This is a genomic window from Aquitalea sp. FJL05, from assembly GCF_003852595.1.
GTDB classification, from domain to species: domain Bacteria; phylum Pseudomonadota; class Gammaproteobacteria; order Burkholderiales; family Chromobacteriaceae; genus Aquitalea; species Aquitalea aquatilis.
In genome coordinates, this window is record NZ_QAJS01000017.1 from 78,636 (window position 1) to 104,912 (window position 26,277).

Genomic DNA, 26,277 nt, shown 5'->3' on the forward strand with positions numbered 1-26,277 from the left:
GCATTCCCTTGCTGGAACTGTCTGGTGTGTGTCGTGACTTTGCCTCGGGCGAAGACACGGTCACGGTGCTGGATGACATCCATTTGCAAATCATGGCCGGGGAGATGGTCGCCATCATCGGCGCGTCCGGCTCCGGCAAATCCACCCTGATGAATATTCTGGGGTGTCTGGATGCCCCCTCGCGTGGCCGCTATCGGGTGGCCGGGCAGCCGGTGGCCGACATGAGCGCCGACCAGTTGGCGCAGCTGCGGCGCGAGCACTTCGGCTTCATCTTCCAGCGCTACCATTTGCTGGGCGAACTCAATGCCCTGCAAAACGTCGAGCTGCCTGCCGTCTATGCCGGCAGCCCCGCGCCGGAACGCCGCAGCCGCGCGGCCAGCCTGCTGGCGCGACTGGGCCTGAGCGACCGTGCCGGCCACAAACCGGGCCAGCTGTCCGGCGGCCAGCAGCAGCGGGTGAGTATTGCGCGGGCGCTGATGAACGGCGGCAAGGTGATTCTGGCCGATGAACCCACCGGCGCACTGGACAGTGCCAGCGGCCAGCAGGTGATGGCCATCCTGCGCGAACTGCATGCCGAGGGCCACACCATCATTCTGGTCACCCACGACAGCAAGGTGGCGGAACACGCTGACCGCATCATTGAAATCGGCGATGGCCGGCTGGTGGCCGACCAGCGTCGCGGCGAGGCCCCGGCCAATGCCACGCTGGCCAGCGCAGCGCTTACCGAGGAGCAGGGCGGCTGGCGGCTGCTGCGCGAGCATTTTGCCGAGGCCTTCGGCATGGCATGGCGGGCGCTGATGGCGCACCGGCTGCGCTCGGCGCTGACCATGCTGGGCATCATCATCGGCATTGCCTCGGTGGTGTCGGTGGTGGCACTGGGCACCGGTTCCAGTCAGCGCATTCTCAGCGACATCAGCTCGCTGGGCACCAATACCATCAATATCTATCCCGGCAAGCATTTTGGCGACCGCAAGGCCGATGCCATCCACACCCTTACCCCGCGCGATGCGACGGTGCTGGCCGAGCAGGGCTTTGTCGATAGCGTGACGCCGGAAGTTAGTGACAGCGTCACCCTGCGCTACCGCAATATCGCGGTCAGCGCCCAGGTCAAGGGCGTGGGCGAGCAGTATTTCCGCGTGCGCGGCGTGTCCATGGCGCAGGGGCGGGCCTTTGATGCCACGGCCGTCAGCCAGCAGGCGCAGCAGGTAGTGATAGACGAAAACAGCCGCAAGGCGCTGTTTGCCGACGGCGACGACCCCATCGGCAAGGTCATCCTGCTGGGCAAGCTGCCGTGCCGGGTGGTGGGCGTTACCCAAACCCAGAAAAGCGCCTTCGGCACCGATGACAACCTCAATCTGTGGCTGCCCTACAGCACGGTGATGTACCGCATGCTGGGCCAGGACTATCTGAAGGCGGTCACGGTACGGGTCAGCGACAATGTCGCCACTGACGCCGCCGAGCAAAGCCTGGTGGCGCTGATGAAGCGCCGCCACGGTACGCAGGACTTTTTTGTGATGAATACCGACAGCATTCGCCAGACCATTGCCACCACCACGGCCACCATGACCTTGCTGGTGTCGATGATTGCGGTGATTTCGCTGGTGGTGGGCGGTATCGGCGTGATGAACATCATGCTGGTGTCGGTGAGCGAGCGGACCCGCGAAATCGGCGTCTGCATGGCGGTGGGCGCACGCCAGCGCGACATCATGCAGCAGTTTCTGATCGAGGCCGTGCTGGTCTGCCTGCTGGGTGGCGCCCTGGGTGTGGGCCTGTCGCTGGTGCTGGGCGTGGTGGTGGCCAAGCTGGCCAGCTTCACCATGGTGTACTCCAGCAGCTCGATTGTGGCGGCCTTTGCCTGCTCCACGCTGGTGGGGGTGTTGTTCGGTTATCTGCCAGCACGCAATGCGGCGCGGCTGGACCCTGTCGTGGCCTTGTCACGAGAATGAGAATGCAATGAAAGTGCTTTACCCCATCGTGCTGGCCGGCTTGCTGCTGGCCGGCTGTGCCAGTCTGACCGCAACGCCCTATCAGGTGCCGGCCGTCACGCTGCCCGGCCAGTGGCAGGGCGCTGCTGCTGCGGACAATAGCCAGATCAGTGGCGATAACTGGTGGCAGCAGTTTGGTGATGCCGAACTGAACCAGCTGATTGCACAGGTGCTGGTGCGCAACAATGATCTGGCGGCGGCGGCCATCAAGGTGCAGCAGGCCATGCTGAAGGCCGACCTGGCCGCCACCGACCTGGCCCCCACGCCAGCCTTCAGCCTGTCCAGCTCTGCCAGCCAGCGGCTGGGTGGTGCCACGGTCAACAGCCAGACGCATGCGGCCAGCCTGTCGGTCAGCTACGAGGCCGACTTGTGGGGCCGGCTGTCCCACCTGAGCGATGCCAAGGTCTGGGAAGCGCGTGCGACCGAGCAGGATCGCGCAGCCAGCCGGCTCAGCCTGATCGGCAGCACCATCAAGCTGTACTGGAAGCAGGGCTGGTTGCAGCAGCGCCTGCAGCTGGGCGAGGCCAGTGTCGCTTACCAGCAGCAAGCCCTGCGGCTGGTGCTGGCCAAGCAACAGGCCGGCGCGGCGGCACAGCTGGATGTGTTGACCGTACGGCAAAGCCTGGCCAGCCAGCAGGCGGCTCTGCACGACTACCAACAGCAACTGGCAGAAACCCGCAATGCGCTGGCCATCTTGCTGGACGGCCCGCCGCTTGGTGTGCTGAGTTCGCTGGCCAGCCTGCCACAGCAGGATCTGCCCGATGTGCCGGCCGGTTTGCCGGTGCAGCTGCTGGCCCGTCGGCCCGATCTGCGCGCCGCCGAACTGCGCCTGCGTGAAACGCTGGCCAATGGCGACGCCACCCGCGCAGCCTACTACCCCGATTTTTCCCTGACCGGCAGTCTGGGGAGCAGCAGTAGCCGGCTGGCACAGGTGATCAGCAATCCGCTGGCCACGCTGGGAGCAGGGCTGACCCTGCCGTTTCTGCAGTGGCGGCAAATGCGGCTGAACGCGCAGATCAGCGCGGCTGATTACCAGCTGGCCGTGGTGAATTTCCGCCAGACCCTGTACGCGGCACTTGCCGACGTGGAAAACGCGCTGTCTGCACGCAGCCAGTATCAGCAGCAAGGACAGCGGCTGGCGGTGTCGGCGCAACTGGCCGGCCAGTCCGAGCAGCTATACCGGCTGCGTTACCAGGCCGGTGCTGCACCGCTGAAAGACTGGCTGGATGCGCAGGAAACCCGCCGCCAGGCCGAAGTGTCGCTACTGGAAAACCGTTACAACCGGCTGGTCAATCAGGTGACGCTGTATCAGGCGCTGGGCGGGGATGCACAGCTGCACTGATTTGCATCGTACCTAAGCCTGACCCGGCTGCTGGTCTATGTGTGCAGGGCGGGTTCTACTTCGGCCGCTTCGCGGCCGCCAGCTTTGCCGCAAAATGTTGTTGCACCGCCGGCTTCCTTGCTTCAGGAGCAGGCTGCGCCAGCTCACCATGCCGACTTATCCCGGTGGTCATGGCTCAGCGTCGTGCGGAAACTGAAAGCTTCTGCTCCAGCCGGTGCTGGCACAGCTCCAGCACGATGGATAGCAGCCAGTACAGAATGGCGGCGGTCAGCAGCATTTCCATGTAGCGGTAAGCCGAGCGGCCATAGCTTTGCGCCAGGAACATCAGCTCCCACAGCCCCATCACCGATACCAGCGAGGAGTCCTTCAGCATGGAAATGAACATGGAGAAGGTCGGCGGCACGGCCACTTTCATCGCCTGCGGCAAAATGATGTGGCGCATGATGGCGTGTGGCTTCAGTCCCAGAGCCTTGCCGGCATCCCACTGGCCACGGTGAATCGACAGGATGGCTGAGCGGAATACTTCGCTCAGATAGGCACCATAGCAGAGTGCCAGGGCGGCCACGCCGGATGGAATGGCGGTGGGCACCACGCCCAGCTGCGGCAGACCCAGGTAGATCAGCAGAATCTGCACCAAGAGCGGCGTGCCCTTGAAAAAGGAGTTGTAAAAGGTGGCCAGGCCGTACAGCAGCGGGTTGCTGGACAGCCGCCCCAGTGCAGACAGCATGCCGATGGCCACCGCCAGCACGGTGGAGAGCAGGCATAACAGCAGGGTGAGCGGAATGCCCTGGATAAAGCCTTCCGGGCTTAACTCCAGCCCGGCCAGCAAGGGCAGCTTGCTCAGGGCAAACTGGTAGTCCAGCCCAAAGGCCTGCACAAACCAGACAAAGCCACCCAACAGAAACAACATGACCAGGCCGACCTGCAGCCTGAATCGGTTTTCCAGTTTCATGATACGGACAGACAAAAACAGAAAGCCCCGGGCGCGTGCATGCCGCCTCGGGGCAGATTCTTAGTTGGTGATATCGGCGCCAATCCACTTCTTGGAAATGGCGCTGAGCGTACCGTCTTTCTTCAGCTCGGTAATGACCTGTTTGACACGGGCATTCCACTGCGCATCGCCCTTGTCCACGGCTACCCAGTTGGGTTCCTGATACAGCGGGCTGCCCACGATGCGGAATTTGCCGGTCTTGCTGATGCGTTCACGCGCGGTCACCAGATTGGAAATCACCGCATCCACGCGCTTGCCGGCACCCAGTGCCAGGTCCTGGTAGGCCAGCTCTTCGTTGTCGTAGGGCGCGATGATGACCTTGTTGAAACCGTAGGTGGGCTGCACCGCATTGGGCGCTTCAATCACCAGTTTCTTTTGCAGATAGCTCTCGTAGGATGAGCCTTGCTGCACGGCAATTTTCTTGCCTTCCAGATCCTTGATGCTGCTGGTTTTCTTGTCGGCGATGTTGGCAATCAGCACCGCTGGCGAGTTGTAGTAGAACGCCGGGAAGTCCAGTACCTGCGCTCTTTCCTTGTTGGGCGTCATCGAGCAGATGCAGATATCCCAGCGCGCACCCCATTTGCCGGCGGCAATCACTTCCCAGGACGGCGTATCCAGCTTCAGCTTGACGCCCAGCTTTTTCGCCACTGCCTTGGCCACATCCACATCAAAGCCATCCAGCTGGTTCTTGCTGTTGAGGAAGGAGTAGGGAGGGTAGCTTTCCAGCAGCACGCCGCGCAGCACGCCGCTTTTCTGTACGTGGTCCAGCGTGGCACCGGCATGGCTTTGGCTGGCTGCCAGCAGGGCCAGGGCGGCGAGGGTTTTGGTGATCTTGGTTTGTCGTTTGAACATTTTTTTGGTTTGAATGCTGTTTGGGTGTTAATCTATATATCAAACTATTATAATAAATACCAACTTGTTTCTTTATAAGAATATAACATTTTTTCATCATGCCGGAATTTTCCGGCGTGGATGTCGAATGCATGGATAACATCATGAGCCAAACCCTTATTCTCGATGGCGGCATGGGCCGCGAACTCAAACGCATTGGTGCACCGTTTCAGCAGCCGGAATGGTCGGCGCTGGCGCTGCTGGAAGGCCCGCATTTTGTCGAGCAGGCGCACGATGCCTTTGTCAGTGCCGGTGCCCGGGTGATTACCACCAACAGCTACGCTGTGGTGCCCTTTCACATTGGCCAGCCGCGTTTCGAGCAGCATGGCGAGCGACTGGCTGCGCTGGCCGGCGAACTGGCCCGCCGCAGTGCCGACAAGGCAGCCCAGCCGGTGACCGTGGCCGGCTCGCTGCCGCCGGCGCTGGGCTCTTACCGGCCCGACCTGTTTAACGAGGCGGATTCGCTGGCCATTCACCGGGTGCTGATAGCCGGCCTGACGCCGTATGTGGATGTGTGGCTGGCCGAGACGCAAAGCTCGCTGGCCGAGGTGCGTGCGGTGCGCCAGGCGCTGGGCGAGCAGGACAAGCCCTTGTGGCTGTCGTTTACCTTGCAGGATGAAGACAGCGATGGCGTGGCACGCCTGCGTTCTGGTGAAACGGTTAGCGAAGCTGTGGTCGAAGCCATCCGCCTGGGCGCGGCGGCCGTGCTGTTCAACTGCAGCCAGCCGGAAGTGATGGAAGCCGCGCTGGATGCGGCCAATGCCGTGCTGCAGCAGCAAGGTGGTCAGCTGCAACTGGGCGTGTACGCCAATGCCTTCCCTCCCACCCCGAAAGACGCCAAGGCCAATGCCACGCTGGATGAAATCCGTGCCGACCTGACGCCGCAGAACTATCTGGCTTGGGCCGAACGCTGGGTAGGCAAGGGCGCTGGCATTGTCGGTGGCTGCTGCGGTATCACGCCGGAGCACATTGCCGAATTGTCTAAAAGCCTGGGCTGATACCCATCGTCGCAAATCGCCATCAAGTCGAAGTGAGGGGAGGCGCTGGCTTCCCTTCACTTCTTTCAACAATGAGTTGGGGCGGACTGCTGCTTGCCGACTTCAGGCGGTCCGCCTATTTATTGACACTCGTCACGGATGCCGGCCAAAGCCAGTTTGAGCTCACTGGAAAGCTCCTGTAGTTCGAAGATTTTTTGCTCGATTACCGCAATCTTGTCGGCAATGACTGCGCGCTTCTGTTCCGGACGGAAGCTGTGATTGGCCCATGCCTCCAGTAGTTCTTGAATTTCTCCAAGTGAAAACCCCAAAGCCTTGGCTTTCTTGATCAAGCCCAGCCGTCGAACCGCTGAAACATCGTACCGGCGGTAGCCGTGGCGGCCTTCCGGACCGCGCTCGGACTTGATAAGGCCGATCCGTTCATAGAAACGGATGGCATCACGCGTCATCCCCGTCTGCTCTGCCAACTCCCCGATCCGCACGATCAAGCGCTCCCGATAAATTTTGCCTTGACCTTGGACTATACACCAATGTTTACAGTGCCCCGTTGAGCAGCCATGGCTGCCTTCCACAATGCCTTTTTATGAGCTAACGCTCAGGGAAAAACATGCCGCAAGAAAAAATCGCATTTGTCACCGGAGCGACTGGACTGCTGGGTAACAATCTTGTTCGTTTGCTGCTCGCGCAAGGTTATCGGGTCAAGGCTTTGGCTAGGTCAGAACAGAAAGCCACCGAGCAGTTCGGGGAGCTGATCGGTAAGCGCTTAGAGGTGGTGGTGGGCGATCTCACCCAGGTGGAGGGTTTTGCCGCAGCGTTGCAGGGGTGCGAAGTTATTTTTCATACCGCAGCTTATTTTCGTGAAAGCTACAAAGGTGGCCGCCATCTGGCCGCCCTGCACAAAACCAATGTCGAGGGTACGCAAAACCTGCTGAACCAGGCATATGCAGCTGGTATTCGGCGCATGGTCCATATTAGCTCCATCGCGGTACTGGGCCGCCACGCAACAGGGTTGACCGACGAAACCATGGTGCTGGCACGTGAAGCGGCACCGGATGACTATTACCGCAGCAAAATCGAAACCGACGCGGTGATATTCGCTTTTCTCGACAGCCATCAGGACATGCACATCTCCCTTGTTCTGCCTGGCTGGATGCATGGCCCGGGCGATCTTGGCCCGACTTCGGCTGGGCAGTTCGTACAGGATTACCTGCAGCAAAAAATTCCGGGAGTCATTGATGCTGCGTTTTCGGTGGTTGATGCCCGAGATGTCGCGCAGGTCGCTTTGGCATCCAGTAAAACGGGGGAACGGGGCGAGCGCTATTTGGCTGCAGGCCACCCGGTGACCATGGCCAGGCTTTTGCAAACGATGGAAGCCGTAAGTGGTGTGCCGGCCCCGCGCCGCAAACTGCCCCGTCTCATGTTGTATGTCATCGCGTCCCTGCAAGAGCTCTATGCCCGATTGACGGGCAGGCCTGTATTACTCAGCTTGGCCATGGTAAGCAATATGGCAAACGACTACGGAAGAAAATTTTCAGCGGAAAAAATTCGGGAGAGCTTCGGTTTGGGCTTCAGACCCATGGAGGAAACCTTGGCAGACGAGGTTTTGTGGATCCAACACAGAGCCAGGCGAGGGGAGATGCACAAGCCTGGTCATGACAAGCCCGGTTAATCAATGGGCGTTGCTGATCACTCCTGATGGGATAGCTGTGGGGAGTTCTTGAGCAGCGGCCTGTATAGCCCCTGCTTGGCAGGATGCTTCATGGACTCTGTGAGAGCAAAAGCTGATGTAGTGAGAGCGGCTGACAAAATAGCAGCGCGTCCCTGGTGCAAGGCTATGGCTAGGAGGCACGACACCGCAGCAGGGTTTTTGTTAGCTTTTCTTCATTAATGCCTGCAATCGTCCGCTCCTGTCGGAACTCGGCTAGCAGGCCGGCTTCCATCGGTGTCGGCGTGAGCACTCCCTTTTGCGGCGCCAGAATGCATAAACCCCCGCAGGGCGGGGGTTTCGGGGGCGTGCTTTACCCATTACTCTTGGGCGTATCTCAGAACGGGATGTCGTCGTCCATGTCATCCAGCTTGGGCGCAGCCTTGGCTTCCATGCGGCGCGGGGCTGCCGGTGGTGCGGCCGGGCGGGACTGGGCTGCCGGTTCGCCGTAAGCGTAGTTGTCGTCCATGGACGAGCCACCTTCGCGCTTGCCGCCTTGCAGGCTCAGTTCATTCACGCGCACGTCGGGCGACAGCTGTTTCTGGCCTTCCTTGTTCTGCCATTCGCGCAAGGTGAGCTGACCGTACACGGTGACTTGCTGGCCCTTGCTGAGGAAGTTCTTCAGCGATTCGCCGCGCTTGCCCCATACCTGGCAGCTAAACCAGTTGGTGGTCTTGCGCTCGCCAAAGCCGATGTCGCTGGCCACGCGGAAGCTCAGCACCGGTTCGCCACTGGGGGTGTAGCGCAGTTCGGCGTCTGCCGCCAGGCGTCCGTCAAAAGTGATGCTGTTCATGTGGGGTCTCCGATTCGATTCAATGATGCTGCGCCGGACACGGCCGACGCGTGATTGTAGGGCCAGACACGCTGTGGCAATAGCCGCGCTGGCATTAATAAGTAGCTTGGATCAGCTGTTTTACTGCGGCTTCGTCCCAGGTTTGCTGCGATACCTTCAGGTAGGCGACACGGTCTTCCAGCACCACCACCGCTTCGCTGACACCGGCCAGGGCCGACAGCTGCTGGGATAGCTGCTGCGAGCTGCCACGCCAGTCTTCGCCGATGTGAAACATCACCGAACGCACGGCCTGCGGGGCCTGCATGCTGAACGAGGCCAGCAGCCAGCTGGCCATCAGCACGCTGGTAAAGCCGAATACGCCGGCTGCGCCGTAGTGGCCGTAGAGCCAGCCGCCAGCTGCGGCACCCATGAACAGGCCAAAGGACTGCGCCGTATTATACACACCGATGGCGGTGCCCTTGGCATCGGCTGGTGCGATTTTCGAAATCAGTGAGGGCAGGGTGGCTTCCAGGATGTTGAAGGCGATGAAATACAGGCCCAGCCACACCACGATCTGCCAGAAACTGTCCAGCGCCAGGGCCATGCCCAGCTGGGCGATGGTCATGATGGCGATGGCGGCGATGAATACCTGCTTCAGTCTGGACTTTTTCTCGCCGTAGATAATGGCCGGCACCATCAGCAGAAAGCCGATGACGGTGACTGGCAGGTAGACCTCCCAGTGGTGGGCCTTGTCGAGGCCTGCGGTCTTGATCAGGGCGAAGGGGATGGTGACGAACATGGCCATCTGCGCCGCATGCAGGGCGAATATGCCGTAATTGAGGCGCAGCAGCTGCGGGTTCTTCAGCACAGCCGGCAGCCGCTTGGTATTGGCTTCGGTGTCGGAGTGGAAGCGCGAAATGGCCGGGTCGGGAATGATCAGCCATACGCCCACCAGCGCGGCCAGCGACAGAATGCCGGTGAGAGCGAAGATGCCGTTGACACCGATGTACTGCGCCAGCAGCGGGCCGGCAACCAGGCTGACGGCAAAGGTGGTGCCGATGCTCATGCCTATCATGGCCATGGCGCGGGTGCGGTTTTCTTCGCGGGTGAGGTCGGCCAGCAGGGCGGTAATGGCGGCGGAGATGGCACCGGAACCCTGAATGACGCGGCCGATGGTGAGGGTGACGATATCGTGTGCGCCGGCAGCCACAAAGCTGCCGATGGCAAACAGCACCAGCCCGCCGTAAATCACCTTTTTGCGACCAATGCGGTCGGACAGCATGCCCAGCGGCAATTGCAGCAGGGCCTGGGTGAGGCCGTAGCTGCCTAGTGCCAGGCCGATCAGTGCGTGATTGTCGGCTCCGTGCAGGGTCTGCGCATAAATGGCAAATACCGGCAGGATCAGGAACATGCCCAGCATGCGCAGGGCGTAAATACCGGCCAGCCCTAGGCTGGCGCGCAATTCAAGCGAATTCATGTGTGTTGTCGTTATCGATTCAGGAGTAAGGCTTTTAACGCTGCCCATGGCTGGCGGTTTACCGCCGCACCGGCTTCCGGCAGGGCCGGTTTTTTGCTGCAGCGCATACTTAGATGGAGCGGCAGTCGCTAAGTCGGGTATATTATCAGGTTCCCCGACCGACTGAGTAACGCTCTCTCACATGGACACCATCCGCATTCGTGGCGCTCGGACGCACAATCTGAAAAACGTCAACCTGGATCTGCCGCGCAACCAGCTGATCGTCATCACCGGCTTGTCCGGCTCCGGCAAGTCTTCGCTCGCCTTTGACACCCTGTATGCGGAAGGGCAGCGCCGCTATGTGGAGAGCTTGTCCGCCTACGCCCGCCAGTTTCTGCAGTTGATGGAAAAGCCTGATGTCGATCTGATCGAAGGGCTGTCGCCGGCCATTTCCATCGAACAGAAGGCCACCAGCCACAACCCGCGCTCCACCGTGGGTACGGTCACGGAAATCCACGATTACCTGCGCCTGCTGTATGCCCGGGTGGGCGAGCCGCACTGCCCGGAACATGGCGTGCCGCTGTCCTCGCAAACCGTCAGCCAGATGGTGGACCACGTGCTGGCGCTGCCGGAGGAAACCAGGGTGATGATCCTGGCCCCGGTCATTGTCGGCCGCAAGGGCGAGAATCTCGACCTGTTCGATGATCTGCGTGCCCAGGGTTTCATCCGGGTACGGGTGGACGGCGAGGTATATGAAATCGACAGCCTGCCCAAGCTGGACAAGAACAAGAAGCACACCATCGAGGTGGTGATCGACCGCCTCAAGGTACGCGAAGACATGAAGCAGCGGCTGGCGGAAAGCTTCGAAACGGCCTTGCGCCATGCCGAAGGCCGCGCCATCGCCGTGGAAATGGATAGCGCCAAGGAACACTGGTTCTCCGCCAAATTCGCCTGCCCGGTATGCAGCTACAGCCTGCCGGAACTGGAACCACGGCTGTTCTCCTTCAATAACCCGATGGGGGCCTGCCCCAAGTGTGACGGCCTGGGCGAAATCACCTTTTTCGACCCCCGCCGCGTGGTGGCCCACCCGGAGCTGACATTGGCCGCCGGTGCCATCAAGGGTTGGGACAAGCGCAACCAGTTTTACTTCCAGATGCTGCTGGCGCTGGGCGAGCATTATGGTTTCTCGCCTACCGAACTGGCCTTCGAAGATCTGCCGGAAAACGTGCGGCACGTGGTATTGCATGGTTCGGGGCGCGACAGCATCGAGTTTGTCTATATGTCGGAGAAGGGCACGCGCTTTACCCGTGCCCATCCCTTCGAAGGAATCATTCCCAATCTGGAGCGGCGCTACCGCGAAACCGACTCCAGCGCGGTGCGCGAGGAGCTGGCCAAATACCAGAACAACCAGCCCTGCCCGCACTGCCAGGGTTCACGGCTGCGCCTGGAAGCCCGTCACGTATTCATCGGCGGCCGCACCCTGCACGAACTGAACCAGCTACCACTGAAGGAAGCGGCTGCTTTCTTCTCCCAGCTGAATATCAGCGGCCACAAGCATGCGGTGGCGGAAAAAATCGTCAAGGAAATCAGCGAGCGGGTGTCCTTCCTCAATAATGTGGGCCTGGATTACCTCAACCTGTCACGTTCGGCCGATACCCTGTCCGGTGGCGAGGCGCAGCGTATCCGGCTAGCCAGCCAGATCGGCTCCGGCCTGACCGGGGTGATGTATGTGCTGGATGAGCCGTCCATCGGTCTGCACCAGCGCGATAACGACCGCCTGCTGGCCACGCTGATGCGCCTGCGCGATATCGGCAACAGCGTCATCGTGGTGGAACACGACGAAGACGCCATCCGCGCCGCCGACTATCTGGTGGACATGGGGCCGGGTGCCGGCGAACACGGTGGCGAGGTACTGGTGGCGGGTACGCCGGCGGATGTCGAAGCCAGTGAACACTCGGTGACTGGTGCCTTCCTGTCAGGCCGCCGCCGTATCAACTGGCCGGGCGAACGCCGTGCCGTCAACCCGGAACGGGTGCTGAAACTGGAAGGGGCCAGCGGCAATAACCTGAAAAACGTCAGCCTGGAATTGCCGCTGGGCATGCTGGTGTGTATTACCGGGGTATCCGGTTCGGGTAAGTCCACGCTGATCAACGACACCCTGTACAAGATTGCCGCCCGCGATCTGAACGGTGCCAGCGAAGAGCCGGCGCACTACGAGCATATCGAAGGCCTGGGCCTGCTCGACAAAGTGATCAATGTCGACCAGAGCCCCATCGGCCGCACGCCGCGTTCCAATCCGGCTACTTATACCGGCTTGTTCACGCCGATCCGTGAACTGTTTGCCGGGGTGCCGCTGTCGCGCGAGCGTGGCTATGGCCCGGGCCGTTTCAGCTTCAACGTCAAGGGCGGCCGCTGCGAGGCCTGCCAGGGCGATGGCGTGATCAAGGTGGAAATGCATTTCCTGCCGGATATCTACGTGCCTTGCGATGTGTGTCACGGCAAGCGCTACAACCGCGAAACGCTGGAAGTGCAGTACAAGGGCAAGAATGTCTACGAAGTGCTGGACATGACGGTGGAGCAAGCGCTGGAATTTTTCAGCGTGGTGCCGGCGGTGGCCCGCAAGCTGAAGACGCTGATGGACGTGGGCCTGGGTTATATCCGGCTGGGGCAGAGTGCCACCACGCTGTCTGGCGGCGAGGCGCAACGGGTCAAGCTGGGGCTGGAACTGTCCAAGCGTGACACCGGCCGCACTTTGTATATTCTGGATGAGCCGACTACCGGCCTGCATTTCCACGATATCGACCTCTTGCTGCAGGTGCTGCACCGCCTGCGCGAAAACGGCAATACCGTGGTGGTGATCGAGCACAATCTGGACGTGATCAAGACCGCCGACTGGCTGATCGACCTGGGCCCGGAAGGTGGCGCCGGTGGTGGCCAGATCATTGCCACCGGTACGCCGGAGCAGGTGGCGGACAACCCGGCCAGCCATACCGGTCGCTATCTCAAGCCGCTGCTGACACCGCGCAATTAACACAGCGCAGTGATACTCCGCAGCCAGAGGCAAGCCGCAGCATTGTTGCCGGCTGCGGCAAACACCGTAGAATGAGCACGCGCCACATGGTGGCCGTGTTACCCACACCCGATGAGGATGCAATGCTATCGCTTGGCAAGATTGACCATATCCATGTCCGTGTCACTGATCTGGCAAAGGCGCAGAACTGGTACCAGCGCGTATTGAACCTGGCACCCGACACCCGCTACAAGCACATGCAGAGCGGGCCGCATGGCGTCGTGATGCTGATGAACAGCAATGGCTCGGTGCGACTGGCCATTTCGCAGGAAGACAAGCCGGTATGTGAACCCGGCTCGGTGGCCTTTCTGGTCAATGGCCAGGATTTTCTGGAATGGATTGATCAGCTGGCAGGCGAGCGCGTCAGCGACCGTGCCGGCCAGACCGTGGCGCGCGATTCGGTGGTGGATCACCAGTTTTTCTGTTCCATCAGCTTTGTCGATCCCTTCGGTAATCCGTTTGAAATCGTCAGCTATGACCACACCTGGCTGGCTGGCAAACTCAAGCTGGGCAACAAGCCGGCGTGACAAGAAGTTTGTTCAGTATTCCAACCCGCTACGGCGGGTTTTTTCATGCGGGTTGCGCTATTAAATCAATTTAAAATCAATGGTTTGAATGGCAGAAAAGAAGCGTGTCGCCAATTGACGACGGAAATAGTGCTGCCATTTCAATGGCTTGTGCTGATGGCTGCAATTCTTGTCGCCCATTGCCGACAAAGGGCATGGCTTTGCCTGTTATGTATGCTGACAAACTGTTGTTTTGTAAGGGTAATGTGCAGCTGGCATGGTGTTTGCGACAGCAGGCTTGTCTTCCAACCATATTGAAAGAAGCTGATGCAAAAGAAATTGCTTGTTGTTGCCATGCTCTCCCTGCCCCCGGCCAGCCTGGGTTTGATCAATCTGGTCTTTGCCGCCACGCCCGCGCCGCAGACACAGTCAGAACAGCCGCAGGCTTCGGCAGCGCAGGGCAATCAGCCGGATGCCGCGCCGGAGCAGGGCAGCGGCATGCCGCAGCCGGCTGAACAGCTGCAGTAAGAACCTGCTCACGATCTGCGATACTCGGGTGATTCTGCGTTGAAAGGTCGTTCAAAATGCTCATGGACCTCATGTCCATTGCGCTTTCTCACGCCCTTTCGCCTTGTCTGACCCTTCGTTCACTAGATCGTGAACAGGCTCTAAACGCTACTTACTTTCCGGCACTGCGCCGCTCATGCAACAAGGCCCGCCATTGGCGGGCCTTGTTCGTGTCAGCCAGTGACGCGGCAGCTGCGGTGTCAGGGTTTACAGCTCATGCAGCAGTGCCATGTCATCCAGCAACTGGCGCTGCAATTGCAGCATGGCTGCGCAGGGCTGTTGCAGGCTGATGAAGTCCAGCAGCGGGTCGACCACTTCGCTGCGCAGGCCGGACAGCGCCTCGATGGTGGCCAGGCCGCAGAACGGCACATACGCTTCGGAGTAGCCGCCTTCATGCGCCAGTACCAGCTTGCCGTCGCAGTGCTGCTCGGCGAAGGCGCGCAGCAGGGTGGTCATCTCGCGGAAGGTGTCGCTGTGAGCCTGCATGCGCGCCAGCGGGTCTACCGCATTGGCGTCATAGCCGCAGGCGACGATGATCAGTTGCGGCTGGTAGCGCGTCAGCGCCGGCAGTACCACGCGCTGCATGGCGTACAGATAGGCGTCATGGCCGCTGCCGGGCAGTAGCGGGATATTGATATTGGCCCCCAGTCCGGCTCCTGCGCCCCGATCTTCGCTGCCGTTGTAGCCAGGTGGAAAACAGCCATCCTGATGGATGGACAGAGTCAGTACGTCTGGGCGCTGGTAGTAGATGGCCTGGGTACCGTTGCCGTGGTGCACGTCCCAGTCCAGCACCGCCACCCGTTCAATGCCATAGCGCGCCTTGGCCGCTTCGATGGCGACGGCGATATTGGACAGGAAACAAAAGCCCATGGCGGCGTCCGGCAGGCAGTGGTGTCCCGGTGGTCGTGTCATGACATAGGCGTTGGCCACCTCGCCGCGCCATACCGCATCGACCGCAGCAATGGCCAGGCCGGCCGAGCGGCAGGCGATGTCGTAGCTGCCGGGGCCGATGGGGGCTTGCGGGCCGAGTTCGCCGCCTCCGGCGTCACTGACCAGCTTGAAGTGATCCAGATAGGCCGCGCCATGTACCCGCAGCAGGTCGTCGCGGCTGGCCGGTTCGGCGGAACATTGCAGCAGCTGGCGGCTGATACCGGCCACATCCAGCAGGTTTTTCAGCCGGCGCTTGGTTTCCGGCGATTCGGCATGGCCGCCGGCGGCCGGGGGTTGCACCCAGCCCCCCACCGGCAGCGTCAGTGCATGCATGCCGGCACTGTGCCACATGCAGAGTTCATCAAAATAAAAGGCGGTACGGGAAGTCATGGCTTCTCCTTGTGTTCAGACGTGGGCAGGGGTGGTGCGGCGCTGTTGCAGCGACAGCAGCAAGGCCAGCGAGATGGCGGCCACCAGAGTGGCCAGCAGCAACAGCACATGCAGGCTGCCGTGATTGGCGGCGATCAGCTGACCAGCCAGCGCCGGGCCGATGGCCAGGCCGCCACCGATGACCAGATTGGTGGCATTCATCAGCTTGCCGCTGTGATCGATGTCGGCCAGCGTGGCCAGGATGAAGGGCAGGATGAAGGTCCAGCTGAACTTGAACAGCAGTGCGGCGGTGGCAAAGCGCGCCAGGGCCGGGGCGTTCAGCAACAGCAGCATGGCCGCCATCATCATGCCAAAGCCGGCCAGCAGCAGCTGGGCACGCGGCAGGCGGCGGCCGATCAGCGAGGCGCTGCCGGCACCGGCCACGCCCAGCAGGGTGGCGATGGCGAAGATATTGCCGCTTTGCTGTGGATCGATGCTGGCCTGCTGAGCGATCTGGCCGATGAAGGTCCATACCCCGCTCAGGCTGATGTAAAACGCCAGCGTGGCGAGGATGCCCAGTACAGCGTGGCCCCGGCGGCGGCCTGTGGCAGATTGCGCGGCCTGTTGTGTCTGCGCCTGCTGAGCTGTGGGAAAGCAGCGCACCAGCGGCGTACACAGCGCCATCAGCAAGGCCAGGCCGACATAGCAGGCGGCAATACCGAAGTGAGCGAACAGCGCGGGCATGACGACCAGCCCGGCCGCCCCCAGTGCCAGTTGGCCCATCACCCACAGGCCATAGACACGGTCTGGGTTGCGCATGGTGGCGGCGGCGGACAGACACAGAATCATCAGCGAACCGCCAGCCAGCGCACTGACAAAGCGCAGGCCAAGCAGCAGCGGATAGCTGACGGTGGTGGCGGATAGCAAGTTGGCGGCGATGAATACCGCCACTGCCAGCCAGGCGGCACTGCGCCAGTTGACGCGAGGCAGCCAGAAAAATGCCGGCAAGGTGGCCAGGCTCATGGCACCCAGTTCGGCGGAGAACAGGTTGCCGATATCGATTGGCCCCAGTTGCAGCTGGCTCGCCAGCTGGCTGGCCACCGCAGGGGCCATCATCAGCACGGCGGGGACGATGGCGGCGAAACCGACAATGGCGGCCATGGCCGAGCGCTCATTGTGTGGGGCCTCGACAGGCTTGGCATGTGAGAGCGTGTTCATGGTGTTTCCTCTGTAGTGGGTGATCCGTCGGGCGGATTTTCTTGTTGGCAATCGGCTCAGAAAACATGTACCAGACGCAGCATGGCCTGGCTGCTGTCAAAACTGTTGCTGGTGTGGACGTTGCGCGCCAGCATCAGCATCAACTGGTCTTGCTTGCCAACCCAGTGGCCCAGCTCCACACCCAGCTGGGTGCTGTTTTGCCGGGTGTCGGGCAGGTCCTGTCCGTTCAGGCGCAAGGCGCCGCCACGGGTGTGGTACAGCCGTAGCGCGCCATAAGTGTCCGGCGTGAAGTCGTAGGAGGCAAAAGCCTGCAAGCGGTACAGCGGCTGCTGTTTCAGGCTGCTGCCGACATAGTTGTCGTTGTTGCCATACAGCTGGGCTTCCAGCGAGGCTTCCAGCACCCAGTTCTTGCCCACGCCACGGGTGTAGTTGTAGAGAAAGGTGGCACCCCAGCGGTGTGCCCCTGCTGAAACGTCCGGGTGCTGGGCATCGTAGCTGCCCACCGGCAGGGTGATCAGGGTCAGCAGGCCGCTGTACTCGCGCTTGTCTGGCTGATTGATGAAGAACAGCGTGCCGCCCACTTGCGGGTCGCCAATGCCACTGTCGCGCTGGCTGGTCTGGCTGCCGGGCAGGGTGGCCTTGATCTGGGCGGCGGGGATGATGAACTGTGGCGTGCACAGGGTGCCGCAGATGTCGGAAAACCACAGCTGGCGCCAGGCCAGGGCTTCCACATTCAGCCGGGCATGGTCGTCGTTGCCGCTGGCAGAGTGAAAGCTGTCGGCCCAGGTGACGGGCAGGTAGAGCACGCTCAGCGAGGTGCCGACCGGTGCACTGAAAAAGTCACGGGCATTGGTGTCGGCGGCTTGGCTGGGCAGGCTGGCGAGCAGCAGGCTGGCCGCCAGGGCGGTCAGAACAGGGCGAAACGGGGTCATGGCATGCTCCTTGGGGTGGGTGGGGCGAACAACACGCAGACGCAGCTATCCCTGCCGGCCATGGCGGACCATGGCAGCTTCGGTAGCTTCAGCGACGTGGCGGTGGAATCAGCAGGCTGGAGTGATCAGCCGAATGGCGCTTGCTGGTGCAAGAGATGGGCGATGCCGGCCTTGCCGTTGATGCCCAGCTTGGCGTAGATGGCGCGGATATGGTGGCGCACGGTATGCGGCGACAGGCCCAGCTTGCGTGCGATGTCCTTGTAGGTGAGCCCTTCGCCAAACAGGCGGGCGACATCGGTTTCGCGGCTGGAAAGCTGCTCCATGGCGCAGCGGTAGCGCGCGGTCAGCAGGTAGAGGTCGCTGATGCGGCGCGCCTCGATATTGAGCCGGGCACCATCATGCCCTTGTGGCGACAGGCCGGCGGGCAGGGCGGGGCCGGTCCACTGTGGCCATTCGGTGAGCAGCAGGTCGACAAAGCCGGGTTCGGCGCAGTGCAGGGTGCCGTGCTGGTCACACACCGCCATGGCCAGCCGTGGGCCGCTGAGGGTTTCGCGCAGGGCTTGCAGGGTGCGGATCTGGTTGATGGCCACGGTGGAGGCCAGGTGCGGCATCAGGCAGGACAGCAACAGGCAGTCGGCGGCATTGAAGCGTGGTGCGCCGGGGCGGCGGTACAGTGCCAGATGGTCGCTCAACTGGGTGACCGGGTCGATGTGGATCACGCACAGCAGTTCGCCGATGTCATGGCGCTGGCCCAGCCATTGCAGCTGCGGTGGTGCATCGGCAGCCTGCATGTCCACCACCACGGCCTGGCCGGGGTGGGCATGCACCCGTGCCACGGTGACATCGTGCTGGCGGATGGATTTCCAGTCGTCAATGTAGTGATCTGGCAGGCCGAACAGAAAAGAACTGTGCTCGTGCGGGCCATCCGCCGCCTGGGCGGCGCGGCCCCACCAGGCCTTGTCGTAGGCCAGTTGCGGGCGCAGACACTCCAGCACGGTGTGATGAAAGCGCTCCAGTGACTCCTCGCGGGCCAGGCGATAGATTTCCAGCAAGATGGCGCTGAACACGGCCAGATCCGGCTGCCGGTCTGATGGCTGCTGCATGATTGTTCTCCTCTGTATGGCGTGCGACGGCTACGTGGCCTGTCGTCTGTCCTTTTATTGTGGAGCCAGTGTCATGCAGTAATTCACTGCTGACTATCCTGCAAATGAGGGATGGGCCGGTGTCCGCGAGAAATCCGGGTTGTCACCATGAAAAATCGGTGATTTTTGCCAATTTTGGATAGACAAAACGCAACAACCCGCCAGTCTGAGCCTAGCTGGCAGGGATTTCATCCCACAAGTGGGCAATAAATCCGGCCACCAGTGGCGAGCCGTCACCCTCGCGCGTGGCAATGCCCATGGCCAGGTAGGCACCGTTGTCGGTCAGCGGGATATAGCGCACCCCCGGCAGCTGCACGCACTCCAGCGGTGAGGGCAGGATGGCAATGCCCAGCCCGGCGGCCACCAGCCCCACCTGGGTGGTGGCTTCGCCGGCTTCCTGGGTGATGCGCGGCTCAAAGCCACAGGCTTCACACAGCTGGCGGATCACGCTGTGCAGCCCGGTGCCGGCGCTGCGCGGATAGCTGATCATGCCCTGATCGCGCAATTGTCCCAGCGACAGGCTGGCCTCGCCGGCAAGCGGATGCTGGCTGTTGATCACCACCAGCAGCGGGTCGCGCCGTAGCTCCTGTACCAATATCTTGTCCGCCGGTGACAGCCCGTTGAAGCGGACAAAGCCGACATCGATTTCCTGTTGTTGCAGTGCCGCGAACTGGTCGGTGGTGAACATTTCGCGCAGTGTCAGCCGCACGGCCGGGAAATGCTGGCGATAAGCATGCAGCGCTGCCGGCAGAATGGGGGTAAGCGGCAATGAGGAGGTAAAGCCAATGCGCAGCTCGCCGATTTCCCCACGTGCGGCACGTCGGGCCTGTTCAGCGGCGTCCTCGGTATCGGCCAGAATGCGCCGCGCACGCAGCAGAAACTGCTTGCCGGCTGCTGTCAGCTCCACCTTGCGGTTTTGCCGCAGAAACAGCGGCGTGCCCAGTTCGGCCTCCAGCGCCTGTATCTGCTGGGATAGCGGCGGTTGGGCCATGTGCAGGCGTTCGGCGGCACGGGTGAAGTGCAGTTCTTCGGCGACAGTGACGAAATAACGCAGGTGGCGCAGTTCCATATTGATACTTTAAAAGTATTGATTATTGAATAAAGATATATTGGACTGAGGTTTAGTCAAGGGCTAAGCTCAAAACCTGTATCACTGCTAGCGGTTTCATCATGCCTTCCGATTCTGCCTCCTGTGCTGCTACGCTGAATTCAGCTGCCGCGGCCACCCAGGAGAACACCATTTCCGCCGCCTCCCGTCTGCATGCCGGTTCCACTGCATTTCGCGCCACGGCGCGTGCCATGTTTGTGGGTGGCTTTTGCACTTTTTCCATGCTGTACAGCATGCAGCCGCTGATGCCGATGTTTGCCCACGACTTTGCCCTGTCGCCGGCGGCGGCCAGTAGCGTGCTGTCGGTGCCCACCACCGGCCTGGCGCTGGCGCTGATTCCGGCCAGCTTTCTGGCCGACAAGGTGGGGCGCAAGCCGGTCATGAATATTGCGCTGAGCCTGGCAGCGCTGCTGATGCTGCTGGCGGCCTTTGCCCCCAGTTTTCAGCAGTTTCTCTATCTGCGTGCCATTTTCGGTGTGGTGCTGGCTGGCTTGCCAGCCGTGGCCATGGCCTATCTGAGTGAAGAGGTCGAGCCACTGTCGCTGGGCCACTCCATCGGCCTGTACATCGCCGGCAATGCGCTGGGTGGCATGAGCGGGCGCTTTCTGGCGGCGGTGATTGCCGACCACTTTGGCTGGCGCGCTGCCGTGCTGGCGCTGGGGGTGCTGGGCGTGGCCGGTGCCATCGAATTCTGGCGCAGCCTGCCGGATTCGCGCCACTTCAAGCCGGTGCCACTGAATCTGGCCGAGCTGCGCCGTGATGTGACCAGCCATTTTGCCGATGGCGGCCTGCCCTGGCTGTTCTTGTCGGCCTTTCTGTTCATGGGCTGCTTTGTCAGCCTGTACAACTATCTGGGCTTTCGCCTGCTGGCCGCGCCCTTCAATCTCAGCCATAGCGTGCTGGGCTTTGTGTTCTCGCTATACATGGTGGGCATCTGGGCCTCGGCCTGGGTGGGGCGCATGGCCGACCGCTTTGGCCGCCGCAACATGCTGTGGTTGATGGTGCTGCTGATGGCCGCCGGGCTGGTCTGCACACTGGCGGATTCGCTGTGGCTGATGGTGCCCGGTATTGCGCTGTTTACCTTTGGTTTTTTCGGTGGTCATTCCGTCGCCAGCAGCTGGATAGGCCGCCGTGCGCAACGTGGCAAGGCGCTGGCTTCTGCTTTTTACCTTACTGCCTATTATCTGGGTTCCAGTGTGGTGGGCTCTTTCTCCGGCCTGCTGTGGGGCATGGGCAAATGGAACGGCGTGGCGGCAATGATCGCGCTGGGGCTGGTGATGCTGCTGCTGATCGCGCTGCGTCTGCGCAAACTGGAGCCGCTGGCGGTGTGATGGGGTGGGGCTAGTCAATCAGGATGCAGGATACCCGCGGTCAGGCAGGTATCCTGTGGCATTACTGTTTGCGGTAGACCTGGAGTTGGCCATTCATGGCATCTTGTGCCATTGCCCAGCCAATCGAGCCCTCAGCCAGGCGCATCGTTTCCGGGTCTGAAGTAATGTTGCCGGCCGAATTGCTGACTTTGGCAAAATCGCAGGGATCTTTGCAGCGCAATGTTGTAGTGATGCGGTTCTTGGTGGTGGTCAGGGTGTGATAGCCCTTGATGACACCACGGTATCTGACCATCGAGACTCCTGCCGCAACCTGCCCGTTCTTCCGTTCGTTCTCACTGACTCCAGATTCGTAGCCGTACTCGCCATTTTCCTCAATCACATAGTGATGAACCGGGACTTGCACCGGCTCCGCTGCTGCGGCTTGATGATTCGATTGCTCTGGCGTGGAGGTTTGATTGTCCGATTGCTCGTGTGCTGTGTTATTGGCTGGGGCTGTGCTGGCAGGCGGCGTCGATGACGCCGTTGACTCTTTACCACTGCAGCCGGCCAGCCCAAGCGCTAGCACTACCAATATGCCTAATCGCATAAATATCCCCTTGTGTTAGTGCTGAAATTCTATGGTCTGTGCTGATGCCAAGGGAAAGGGATATGGCGTGCAGGCGAGGCGGGTGGGTCTTGCCGGGCTGACGATTATTCAGATTGTTGCGGCGCAACTTCATGGTGATACAGGCGGCTGGAACTTGGCGTAGTGTAGTCCTGCGGAATGGCTGGCAGCTTTCAGTATCGTTTTTTCAAAAGTATGCCCTGCAAAACCAAATACACATGGCTGGGAGCCTGTGTTTTCGTCTTTCTGACCTGTTTGGCAGGTGCTGCAGCTATTGATGTATGTAGTGCGGGGTATCCGGTGAATCGGCGTGGCAGTGGCTGACTTGATTCTTTGGTGGCAACAGCGGTAACGCTTGGCGTTGCTGCATGGTTTGGCTATCTACTTGCCATACTTGCGGGTGAGTTGTTCGATAAAGCCATCTTCTTTCATCCGGCTGATGGCGGTGGCGATTTTTGCGGCTGTTTCAGGTGGAAAGCGAGGGCCGGATGCGATCCAGTTTTCGCTGCTATATAGCACATTGCCTTCTACCGGCATGGTGCCGACTTGTTGCTGGTAAGTTGGTTTGAACGTGGTAGATGCCCCCAGAAAGCTGCCGATACGGCCTGCTTTGAGCATTTTTGCCATTTCCGTTAGTTGGCTTTGTTCGATCTGCTGTTTGCTGACGCCTTGTTGGGCTAGCCAACTGAGAACGCTGGAGCCGGTGCGCACGCCGATGAGTCCTGCTGCAGTAGCTTGCTGCAGTGTGTTGTAGGGTGTGGCGCCATCTCTGGTAAAGAGCCTGAAATCGGTACTGTTGATGACCGAGATCCAGTGAAACAGCGGTTCTCGTTCTGGGGTGCGGGCAAAGTAGATGATGATGGCGTTATTGTTGTCGATGACTTCGCGCATGGCGCGGTTCCACGGACGAATCTTGGTTTGTGGCATGTAGCCTGCCCGGCGTATGGCCTCGCTGCCAATCTCTATCATCAGGCCGGGGCTGGGCTCATCTGCCTGGTTGCAGATGCTGGGGAGGTAGTCGCATTCCAGAATGATAGTTCTACTGGGTTCTGTGGCCAGGGCAATGCATGGCATGAGCAGCAGACTGAGTGCCAATGTGCTTGGTAAGCCGGGCATATAGGGGACTCCTCTGCATGGTAAATGTCTTTAGCATTATTTATATGTGCTAAACGGCGGTTTTGCGCGGGTATCCGCGCAATCGCGCATCCGTTCATTCACCCGCTGAGGGTGCTGCAAGTGAAGCAAGCAAGGTGCAGAAATTTTTGGGAAGACGCCGGGTGTCCGGTGATGCCGGGTCGGATGGGCAGGGCTGGGACAGTTTTGTGTCTGCAATGGTAAACCGCCAGGTAAGTGGCTCCGGGCGGTCTGCGTGGCGGCTGCGATCAACCGATGCCAGGGGTGGGCTCAAGGGTGCTTGAGTCAGAGCAGCGCTTCCTGAAATGCATGGTGATCATTCCTGCGGGGCGGGGCTCTCCAGGTGGAAGTAGATCGTTCGATAGAACTGGGGAAATGTCTTGGCCCAAATTAACATGAAAATGGTCGCATAGATAATAGCGGTGAAAATAAAAAGCAGGGTTTTCTGCCAAAACGGATAGTCAAGTCCAGTTATCATAAAGATAAGAGCTGAAGGAAATAGCATGGCGCGTTTCATCAGCAATGGCTTGCGCATTTCGGCCCAGGTTTCAGGATCTATGCCAGCCTCAACAAATACTGCAGGATCAAAACGAAAGTCGGGATTGAGGCTGGCAAGTTTCAATAAAAGACTACGTTTCAGGTCGTAGCCGTTTGTGAAGGTTCTTTTTGAAAATCTGCGCAGCGGAGCTCGTACTTCTTCAGGGGTGTCTGAATTTTGGTGCCAAAACACCAGGTCATATACGATGGACTTGCTTGTTGAAAATTCTAGATACACATCATAAAGCCCCTTTGGGGCTTTTATTACATCTGCCCAGCGTATTTCTCTTTCTTTGCGGCCTGGTTCCAGTATGAGGGAAAGTGGTGTTTTGAATACAAAGTGTGAATTATTGAGCCACATTTCGTGATGTGGCAGGGTGCGGGCCTGCCTGAGGATTGCAATGGAGGAGACGATGCATAGGGTTGAAGTTGAGATGCTAATGAAAAAAACAGCAATATAGTTGTTATTTTCTTTAAGGAAAGGTATTGCCAGGAGTGCTAATCCCAATGCAAGGGTGATAACTCCGATGAGAATGTGAATCATCCGGAGGAATTTAAGGTTTGCTTGGCCAGTTATTGTCCTGGAAGGACTTTGCAGAAGATCGGTTGGCAAGGCGATACTCTTGCGGTCTTGCTTGGTGTTGTCTTTTTCTGCCGGTGATAGATTCATTGCAAAGCCTTTTAACAATTCGTTCAGTAGATTATTGCATTAACTTTAATTTTTTTTGGAGAGTTGCATAAATCAGCTGCAGGCTGAAGAGTTGCCTACTGTTGGCAACAGATAACAAAAAACCCCGTAGAAGCTATGTTCTATCGGGGTTTTGTAGGCAATGCTGGGTGTCGCTAGGCACATAAATGGCGGAGGCTGTGGGATTCGAACCCACGGACGGTTTCCCGTCGGCAGTTTTCAAGACTGCTGGTTTAAACCACTCACCCAAACCTCCGCAGTGTCCATGTCATCGGCGGTTGGTGCCGTTGGCAAAGAGGACGCAATCATAACCGTAGTCAGCCAGTTTGGCTAGGGGGTTGCGCGGTTCATTTCCAGCATTTCTGCGGCGTGCTGGCGGGTGGTTTGGGTGAGTTCGGCCCCGCCCAGCATGCGGGCGATTTCCAGTACGCGTTGTTCGTGCTCCAGCGGGGTGATGCGGCTGACCACGCGTTTTTTATCTTCGCGCTTGCTGACTTGCCAGTGCTGCTCGCCGCAGGAGGCTACCTGGGGCAGGTGGGTGATGCATAGCACCTGATAGCGCTGGCCCAGCTGCTTGAGCATGTGGCCGATCACTTCTGCCACGCGTCCGCCAATGCCGACGTCCACTTCGTCGAAAATCAGCGTTGGCACGCTGGCCACCTGGCTGATGACGACTTGCATGGCCAGGCTGATGCGTGACAGTTCACCACCGGAGGCGACCTTGGCCAAGGGGCGCAGGCTGGTGCCAGCATTGGCGGCCACCAGGTATTCGATGGATTCCAGTCCATGCGCGCCGGGTTCGGCCAGGGCAGCCAGTTCGATGGCAAAGCGGGCGCTGCTCATGGCCAGCTGCTGCATTTCCTTGCCGATGCGGGCGGACAGTTCACTGGCGGCCTGGCGGCGTTTGCCGGACAGGGCTTCGGCCAGGGTGCGGTAGCGGGACAGGCTGGCGGTTTCGGCCAGTGCCAGGGCTTCGCTGTCTGTGGAGGCTTCCAGTGCGGCCAGCTGGGTTTGCCAGTCTTCCAGCTTGAGTGGCAGTTCCTGCGGCTGCACGCGGTATTTGCGTGCCATGCTCATCAGGCTGTCGATGCGGCTTTCCACTTGTTGCAGCTGGCCCGGGTCTTCGTCGATGTCGCTGGCGTAATCGCGCAGGCTGTAGACCACTTCGCGCAGTTCGGCATCGACCGAATCCAGCAGCGACAGGGTGTCGGCCAGGCGCGGGTCGAGGTTGGCCAGTTTGCTCAGGCGGGTCTGTACCTGGGTGAGCACGGACAGGCAGTTGCCCTCCATCTCGGACAGGGTATCGACGGCGTACTGGGCGCTTTGCACCAGCTCGGCGGCATTGGCCAGGCGCGAGTGGCTCTGGTTGAGGCTGGCCCATTCGTCCTGTTGCAGGCCAAGCTCGGTCAGTTCGTTGATCTGCCAGTTGAGCCGTTCGCGTTCCACTTCGGATTCGCGTGACAGCTTGTCGGCATCGCTGCGTGCCTTGCGGGCGGCTTGCCATTCCTGCCAGGCGTGGTGGACTTCGCGGGCCAGCGAGGTGCTGCCGGCATAGGCGTCCAGCAGTTCGCGCTGGGCCTCGCTCTTCACCAGCGACTGGTGCGCATGCTGGCCGTGGATGTCGACCAGAAACTCTCCCAGCTGCTTGAGCTGGGAGAGTGTCGCCGGCTGGCCGTTGATAAAGCTGCGCGAGCGGCCGGATTTGTCCAGCACGCGGCGGATGAGCACGATGTCGTCGTCGCCGGACAGGGCGTTTTCTTGCAGCCAGGCCTTGATCTCCGGCCGTTGCCGGCTGTCGAATTCAGCACTGATTTCTGCCTTTTCGGCACCTTCGCGCACCAGCGAGCCTTCGGCGCGGTCGCCCAGCAAGAGGCCGAGGGCATCCAGCAGGATGGACTTGCCGGCACCGGTTTCGCCGGTGAGTACGGTGAAGCCGGGGGCAAAGTCCAGCGCGATGCTGTCAACGATGACGAAATCTTTGACCAGTAGGGATAGCAGCATGGT

Annotated in this window: 22 protein-coding genes and 1 tRNA gene; 8 read left to right on the forward strand and 15 right to left on the reverse strand. The window is 60.4% G+C overall.

Annotated features, from left to right (window positions below; all coding sequences use genetic code 11):
• Window positions 1-2: 2 nt before the first annotated feature.
• Together DBR44_RS15950 and DBR44_RS15955 are read left to right on the forward strand one after the other, a co-directional pair.
• Window positions 3-1,946, forward strand: a complete 1,944-nt coding sequence (locus DBR44_RS15950; RefSeq protein ID WP_199731082.1) for a MacB family efflux pump subunit — start codon at window positions 3-5, stop codon at window positions 1,944-1,946.
• 7 nt (window positions 1,947-1,953) lie between these two features.
• Window positions 1,954-3,327, forward strand: coding sequence for an efflux transporter outer membrane subunit (locus DBR44_RS15955; RefSeq protein ID WP_124645007.1), 1,374 nt, complete (start codon window positions 1,954-1,956; stop codon window positions 3,325-3,327).
• A 175-nt stretch (window positions 3,328-3,502) separates the two neighbouring features.
• On the opposite strand, the gene DBR44_RS15960 is transcribed toward DBR44_RS15955, so the two are convergent.
• A complete protein-coding gene (locus tag DBR44_RS15960) occupies window positions 3,503-4,237 on the reverse strand; it encodes an amino acid ABC transporter permease (protein WP_199731077.1) in 735 nt (244 codons plus the stop codon).
• Between the two features lie 102 nt (window positions 4,238-4,339).
• Window positions 4,340-5,170 (reverse strand): transporter substrate-binding domain-containing protein, encoded by an 831-nt coding sequence (locus DBR44_RS15965; RefSeq protein WP_124645009.1) that lies wholly within the window; start codon window positions 5,168-5,170, stop codon window positions 4,340-4,342.
• 143 nt (window positions 5,171-5,313) lie between these two features.
• Between DBR44_RS15965 and DBR44_RS15970 the strand changes: the two genes are divergently transcribed.
• Window positions 5,314-6,207: a homocysteine S-methyltransferase family protein gene (locus DBR44_RS15970; RefSeq protein ID WP_124645010.1), complete on the forward strand. Its 894-nt coding sequence runs from the start codon at window positions 5,314-5,316 to the stop codon at window positions 6,205-6,207.
• 119 nt (window positions 6,208-6,326) lie between these two features.
• Here the strand turns inward: DBR44_RS15970 and DBR44_RS15975 are convergent, their stop codons facing one another.
• Window positions 6,327-6,776 (reverse strand): MerR family transcriptional regulator, encoded by a 450-nt coding sequence (locus DBR44_RS15975; protein WP_370449668.1) that lies wholly within the window; start codon window positions 6,774-6,776, stop codon window positions 6,327-6,329.
• A gap of 35 nt (window positions 6,777-6,811) precedes the next feature.
• Between DBR44_RS15975 and DBR44_RS15980 the strand changes: the two genes are divergently transcribed.
• Window positions 6,812-7,873, forward strand: coding sequence for an SDR family oxidoreductase (locus tag DBR44_RS15980; protein WP_124645012.1), 1,062 nt, complete (start codon window positions 6,812-6,814; stop codon window positions 7,871-7,873).
• Window positions 7,874-8,246: 373 nt separating this feature from the next.
• Here DBR44_RS15980 and DBR44_RS15985 read toward each other — a convergent pair whose 3' ends face one another.
• Window positions 8,247-8,702 carry a single-stranded DNA-binding protein gene (locus DBR44_RS15985; protein WP_103523818.1) on the reverse strand — a complete coding sequence of 152 codons (456 nt, stop codon included), beginning with the start codon at window positions 8,700-8,702 and terminating at the stop codon, window positions 8,247-8,249.
• A 94-nt stretch (window positions 8,703-8,796) separates the two neighbouring features.
• Window positions 8,797-10,158: an MFS transporter gene (locus DBR44_RS15990; protein WP_124645013.1), complete on the reverse strand. Its 1,362-nt coding sequence runs from the start codon at window positions 10,156-10,158 to the stop codon at window positions 8,797-8,799.
• A gap of 181 nt (window positions 10,159-10,339) precedes the next feature.
• On the opposite strand from DBR44_RS15990, the gene uvrA reads away from it, so the two are divergent.
• The 3 genes from uvrA to DBR44_RS16005 all read left to right on the forward strand — a co-directional run bounded on the left by uvrA (window position 10,340) and on the right by DBR44_RS16005 (window position 14,241).
• Window positions 10,340-13,168 (forward strand): excinuclease ABC subunit UvrA, encoded by a 2,829-nt coding sequence (gene uvrA / locus DBR44_RS15995; RefSeq protein ID WP_124645014.1) that lies wholly within the window; start codon window positions 10,340-10,342, stop codon window positions 13,166-13,168.
• A 71-nt stretch (window positions 13,169-13,239) separates the two neighbouring features.
• Window positions 13,240-13,734, forward strand: a complete 495-nt coding sequence (locus DBR44_RS16000) for a VOC family protein (RefSeq protein WP_233578616.1) — start codon at window positions 13,240-13,242, stop codon at window positions 13,732-13,734.
• Between the two features lie 306 nt (window positions 13,735-14,040).
• Entirely contained in the window at window positions 14,041-14,241 is a 201-nt protein-coding gene (locus tag DBR44_RS16005) for a hypothetical protein (protein ID WP_124645016.1), read from the forward strand.
• A gap of 246 nt (window positions 14,242-14,487) precedes the next feature.
• Here DBR44_RS16005 and DBR44_RS16010 read toward each other — a convergent pair whose 3' ends face one another.
• From DBR44_RS16010 to DBR44_RS16030, 5 genes are all read right to left on the reverse strand, one after another.
• On the reverse strand, window positions 14,488-15,600 hold the full coding sequence (locus DBR44_RS16010; RefSeq protein WP_124645017.1) for a class II histone deacetylase: 1,113 nt from the start codon (window positions 15,598-15,600) through the stop codon (window positions 14,488-14,490).
• Window positions 15,601-15,615: 15 nt separating this feature from the next.
• On the reverse strand, window positions 15,616-16,797 hold the full coding sequence (locus DBR44_RS16015) for an MFS transporter (protein ID WP_124645018.1): 1,182 nt from the start codon (window positions 16,795-16,797) through the stop codon (window positions 15,616-15,618).
• A 56-nt stretch (window positions 16,798-16,853) separates the two neighbouring features.
• A complete protein-coding gene (locus DBR44_RS16020) occupies window positions 16,854-17,729 on the reverse strand; it encodes a transporter (protein ID WP_124645019.1) in 876 nt (291 codons plus the stop codon).
• Window positions 17,730-17,854: 125 nt separating this feature from the next.
• Window positions 17,855-18,832, reverse strand: a complete 978-nt coding sequence (locus DBR44_RS16025; protein WP_124645020.1) for a helix-turn-helix transcriptional regulator — start codon at window positions 18,830-18,832, stop codon at window positions 17,855-17,857.
• A 211-nt stretch (window positions 18,833-19,043) separates the two neighbouring features.
• Window positions 19,044-19,940 (reverse strand): LysR family transcriptional regulator, encoded by an 897-nt coding sequence (locus DBR44_RS16030; protein ID WP_124645021.1) that lies wholly within the window; start codon window positions 19,938-19,940, stop codon window positions 19,044-19,046.
• A 101-nt stretch (window positions 19,941-20,041) separates the two neighbouring features.
• On the opposite strand from DBR44_RS16030, the gene DBR44_RS16035 reads away from it, so the two are divergent.
• Entirely contained in the window at window positions 20,042-21,310 is a 1,269-nt protein-coding gene (locus tag DBR44_RS16035) for an MFS transporter (RefSeq protein WP_124645022.1), read from the forward strand.
• Window positions 21,311-21,371: 61 nt separating this feature from the next.
• On the opposite strand, the gene DBR44_RS16040 is transcribed toward DBR44_RS16035, so the two are convergent.
• The 5 genes from DBR44_RS16040 to recN form a co-directional block, all read right to left on the reverse strand.
• Entirely contained in the window at window positions 21,372-21,896 is a 525-nt protein-coding gene (locus DBR44_RS16040; protein WP_124645023.1) for a hypothetical protein, read from the reverse strand.
• 399 nt (window positions 21,897-22,295) lie between these two features.
• Complete coding sequence (locus tag DBR44_RS16045; RefSeq protein ID WP_124645024.1) at window positions 22,296-23,030, reverse strand: ABC transporter substrate-binding protein; 735 nt, start codon at window positions 23,028-23,030, stop codon at window positions 22,296-22,298.
• A gap of 334 nt (window positions 23,031-23,364) precedes the next feature.
• Window positions 23,365-24,255: a hypothetical protein gene (locus tag DBR44_RS16050; protein ID WP_124645025.1), complete on the reverse strand. Its 891-nt coding sequence runs from the start codon at window positions 24,253-24,255 to the stop codon at window positions 23,365-23,367.
• 186 nt (window positions 24,256-24,441) lie between these two features.
• Window positions 24,442-24,529: transfer RNA gene (locus DBR44_RS16055), tRNA-Ser, on the reverse strand.
• Window positions 24,530-24,603: 74 nt separating this feature from the next.
• The gene (gene recN / locus DBR44_RS16060) at window positions 24,604-26,274 is read right to left on the reverse strand and encodes a DNA repair protein RecN (protein ID WP_124645026.1); all 1,671 of its coding nucleotides are present in this window, start codon (window positions 26,272-26,274) and stop codon (window positions 24,604-24,606) included.
• Window positions 26,275-26,277 lie beyond the last annotated feature (3 nt).

Coding starts and splice junctions, on each gene's coding strand:
- DBR44_RS15955 (WP_124645007.1), top strand. CDS start 1,954: ATGAAAGTGCTTTACCCCATCGTGCTGGCCGGCTTGCTGCTGGCCGGC.
- DBR44_RS15960 (WP_199731077.1), bottom strand. CDS start 4,237: ATGTTGTTTCTGTTGGGTGGCTTTGTCTGGTTTGTGCAGGCCTTTGGG.
- DBR44_RS15965 (WP_124645009.1), bottom strand. CDS start 5,170: ATGTTCAAACGACAAACCAAGATCACCAAAACCCTCGCCGCCCTGGCC.
- DBR44_RS15970 (WP_124645010.1), top strand. CDS start 5,314: ATGAGCCAAACCCTTATTCTCGATGGCGGCATGGGCCGCGAACTCAAA.
- DBR44_RS15980 (WP_124645012.1), top strand. CDS start 6,812: ATGCCGCAAGAAAAAATCGCATTTGTCACCGGAGCGACTGGACTGCTG.
- DBR44_RS15985 (WP_103523818.1), bottom strand. CDS start 8,702: ATGAACAGCATCACTTTTGACGGACGCCTGGCGGCAGACGCCGAACTG.
- DBR44_RS15990 (WP_124645013.1), bottom strand. CDS start 10,158: ATGAATTCGCTTGAATTGCGCGCCAGCCTAGGGCTGGCCGGTATTTAC.
- uvrA (WP_124645014.1), top strand. CDS start 10,340: ATGGACACCATCCGCATTCGTGGCGCTCGGACGCACAATCTGAAAAAC.
- DBR44_RS16000 (WP_233578616.1), top strand. CDS start 13,240: ATGAGCACGCGCCACATGGTGGCCGTGTTACCCACACCCGATGAGGAT.
- DBR44_RS16005 (WP_124645016.1), top strand. CDS start 14,041: ATGCAAAAGAAATTGCTTGTTGTTGCCATGCTCTCCCTGCCCCCGGCC.
- DBR44_RS16010 (WP_124645017.1), bottom strand. CDS start 15,600: ATGACTTCCCGTACCGCCTTTTATTTTGATGAACTCTGCATGTGGCAC.
- DBR44_RS16015 (WP_124645018.1), bottom strand. CDS start 16,797: ATGAACACGCTCTCACATGCCAAGCCTGTCGAGGCCCCACACAATGAG.
- DBR44_RS16020 (WP_124645019.1), bottom strand. CDS start 17,729: ATGACCCCGTTTCGCCCTGTTCTGACCGCCCTGGCGGCCAGCCTGCTG.
- DBR44_RS16025 (WP_124645020.1), bottom strand. CDS start 18,832: ATGCAGCAGCCATCAGACCGGCAGCCGGATCTGGCCGTGTTCAGCGCC.
- DBR44_RS16030 (WP_124645021.1), bottom strand. CDS start 19,940: ATGGAACTGCGCCACCTGCGTTATTTCGTCACTGTCGCCGAAGAACTG.
- DBR44_RS16035 (WP_124645022.1), top strand. CDS start 20,042: ATGCCTTCCGATTCTGCCTCCTGTGCTGCTACGCTGAATTCAGCTGCC.
- DBR44_RS16040 (WP_124645023.1), bottom strand. CDS start 21,896: ATGCGATTAGGCATATTGGTAGTGCTAGCGCTTGGGCTGGCCGGCTGC.
- DBR44_RS16045 (WP_124645024.1), bottom strand. CDS start 23,030: ATGCCCGGCTTACCAAGCACATTGGCACTCAGTCTGCTGCTCATGCCA.
- DBR44_RS16050 (WP_124645025.1), bottom strand. CDS start 24,255: ATGAATCTATCACCGGCAGAAAAAGACAACACCAAGCAAGACCGCAAG.
- recN (WP_124645026.1), bottom strand. CDS start 26,274: ATGCTGCTATCCCTACTGGTCAAAGATTTCGTCATCGTTGACAGCATC.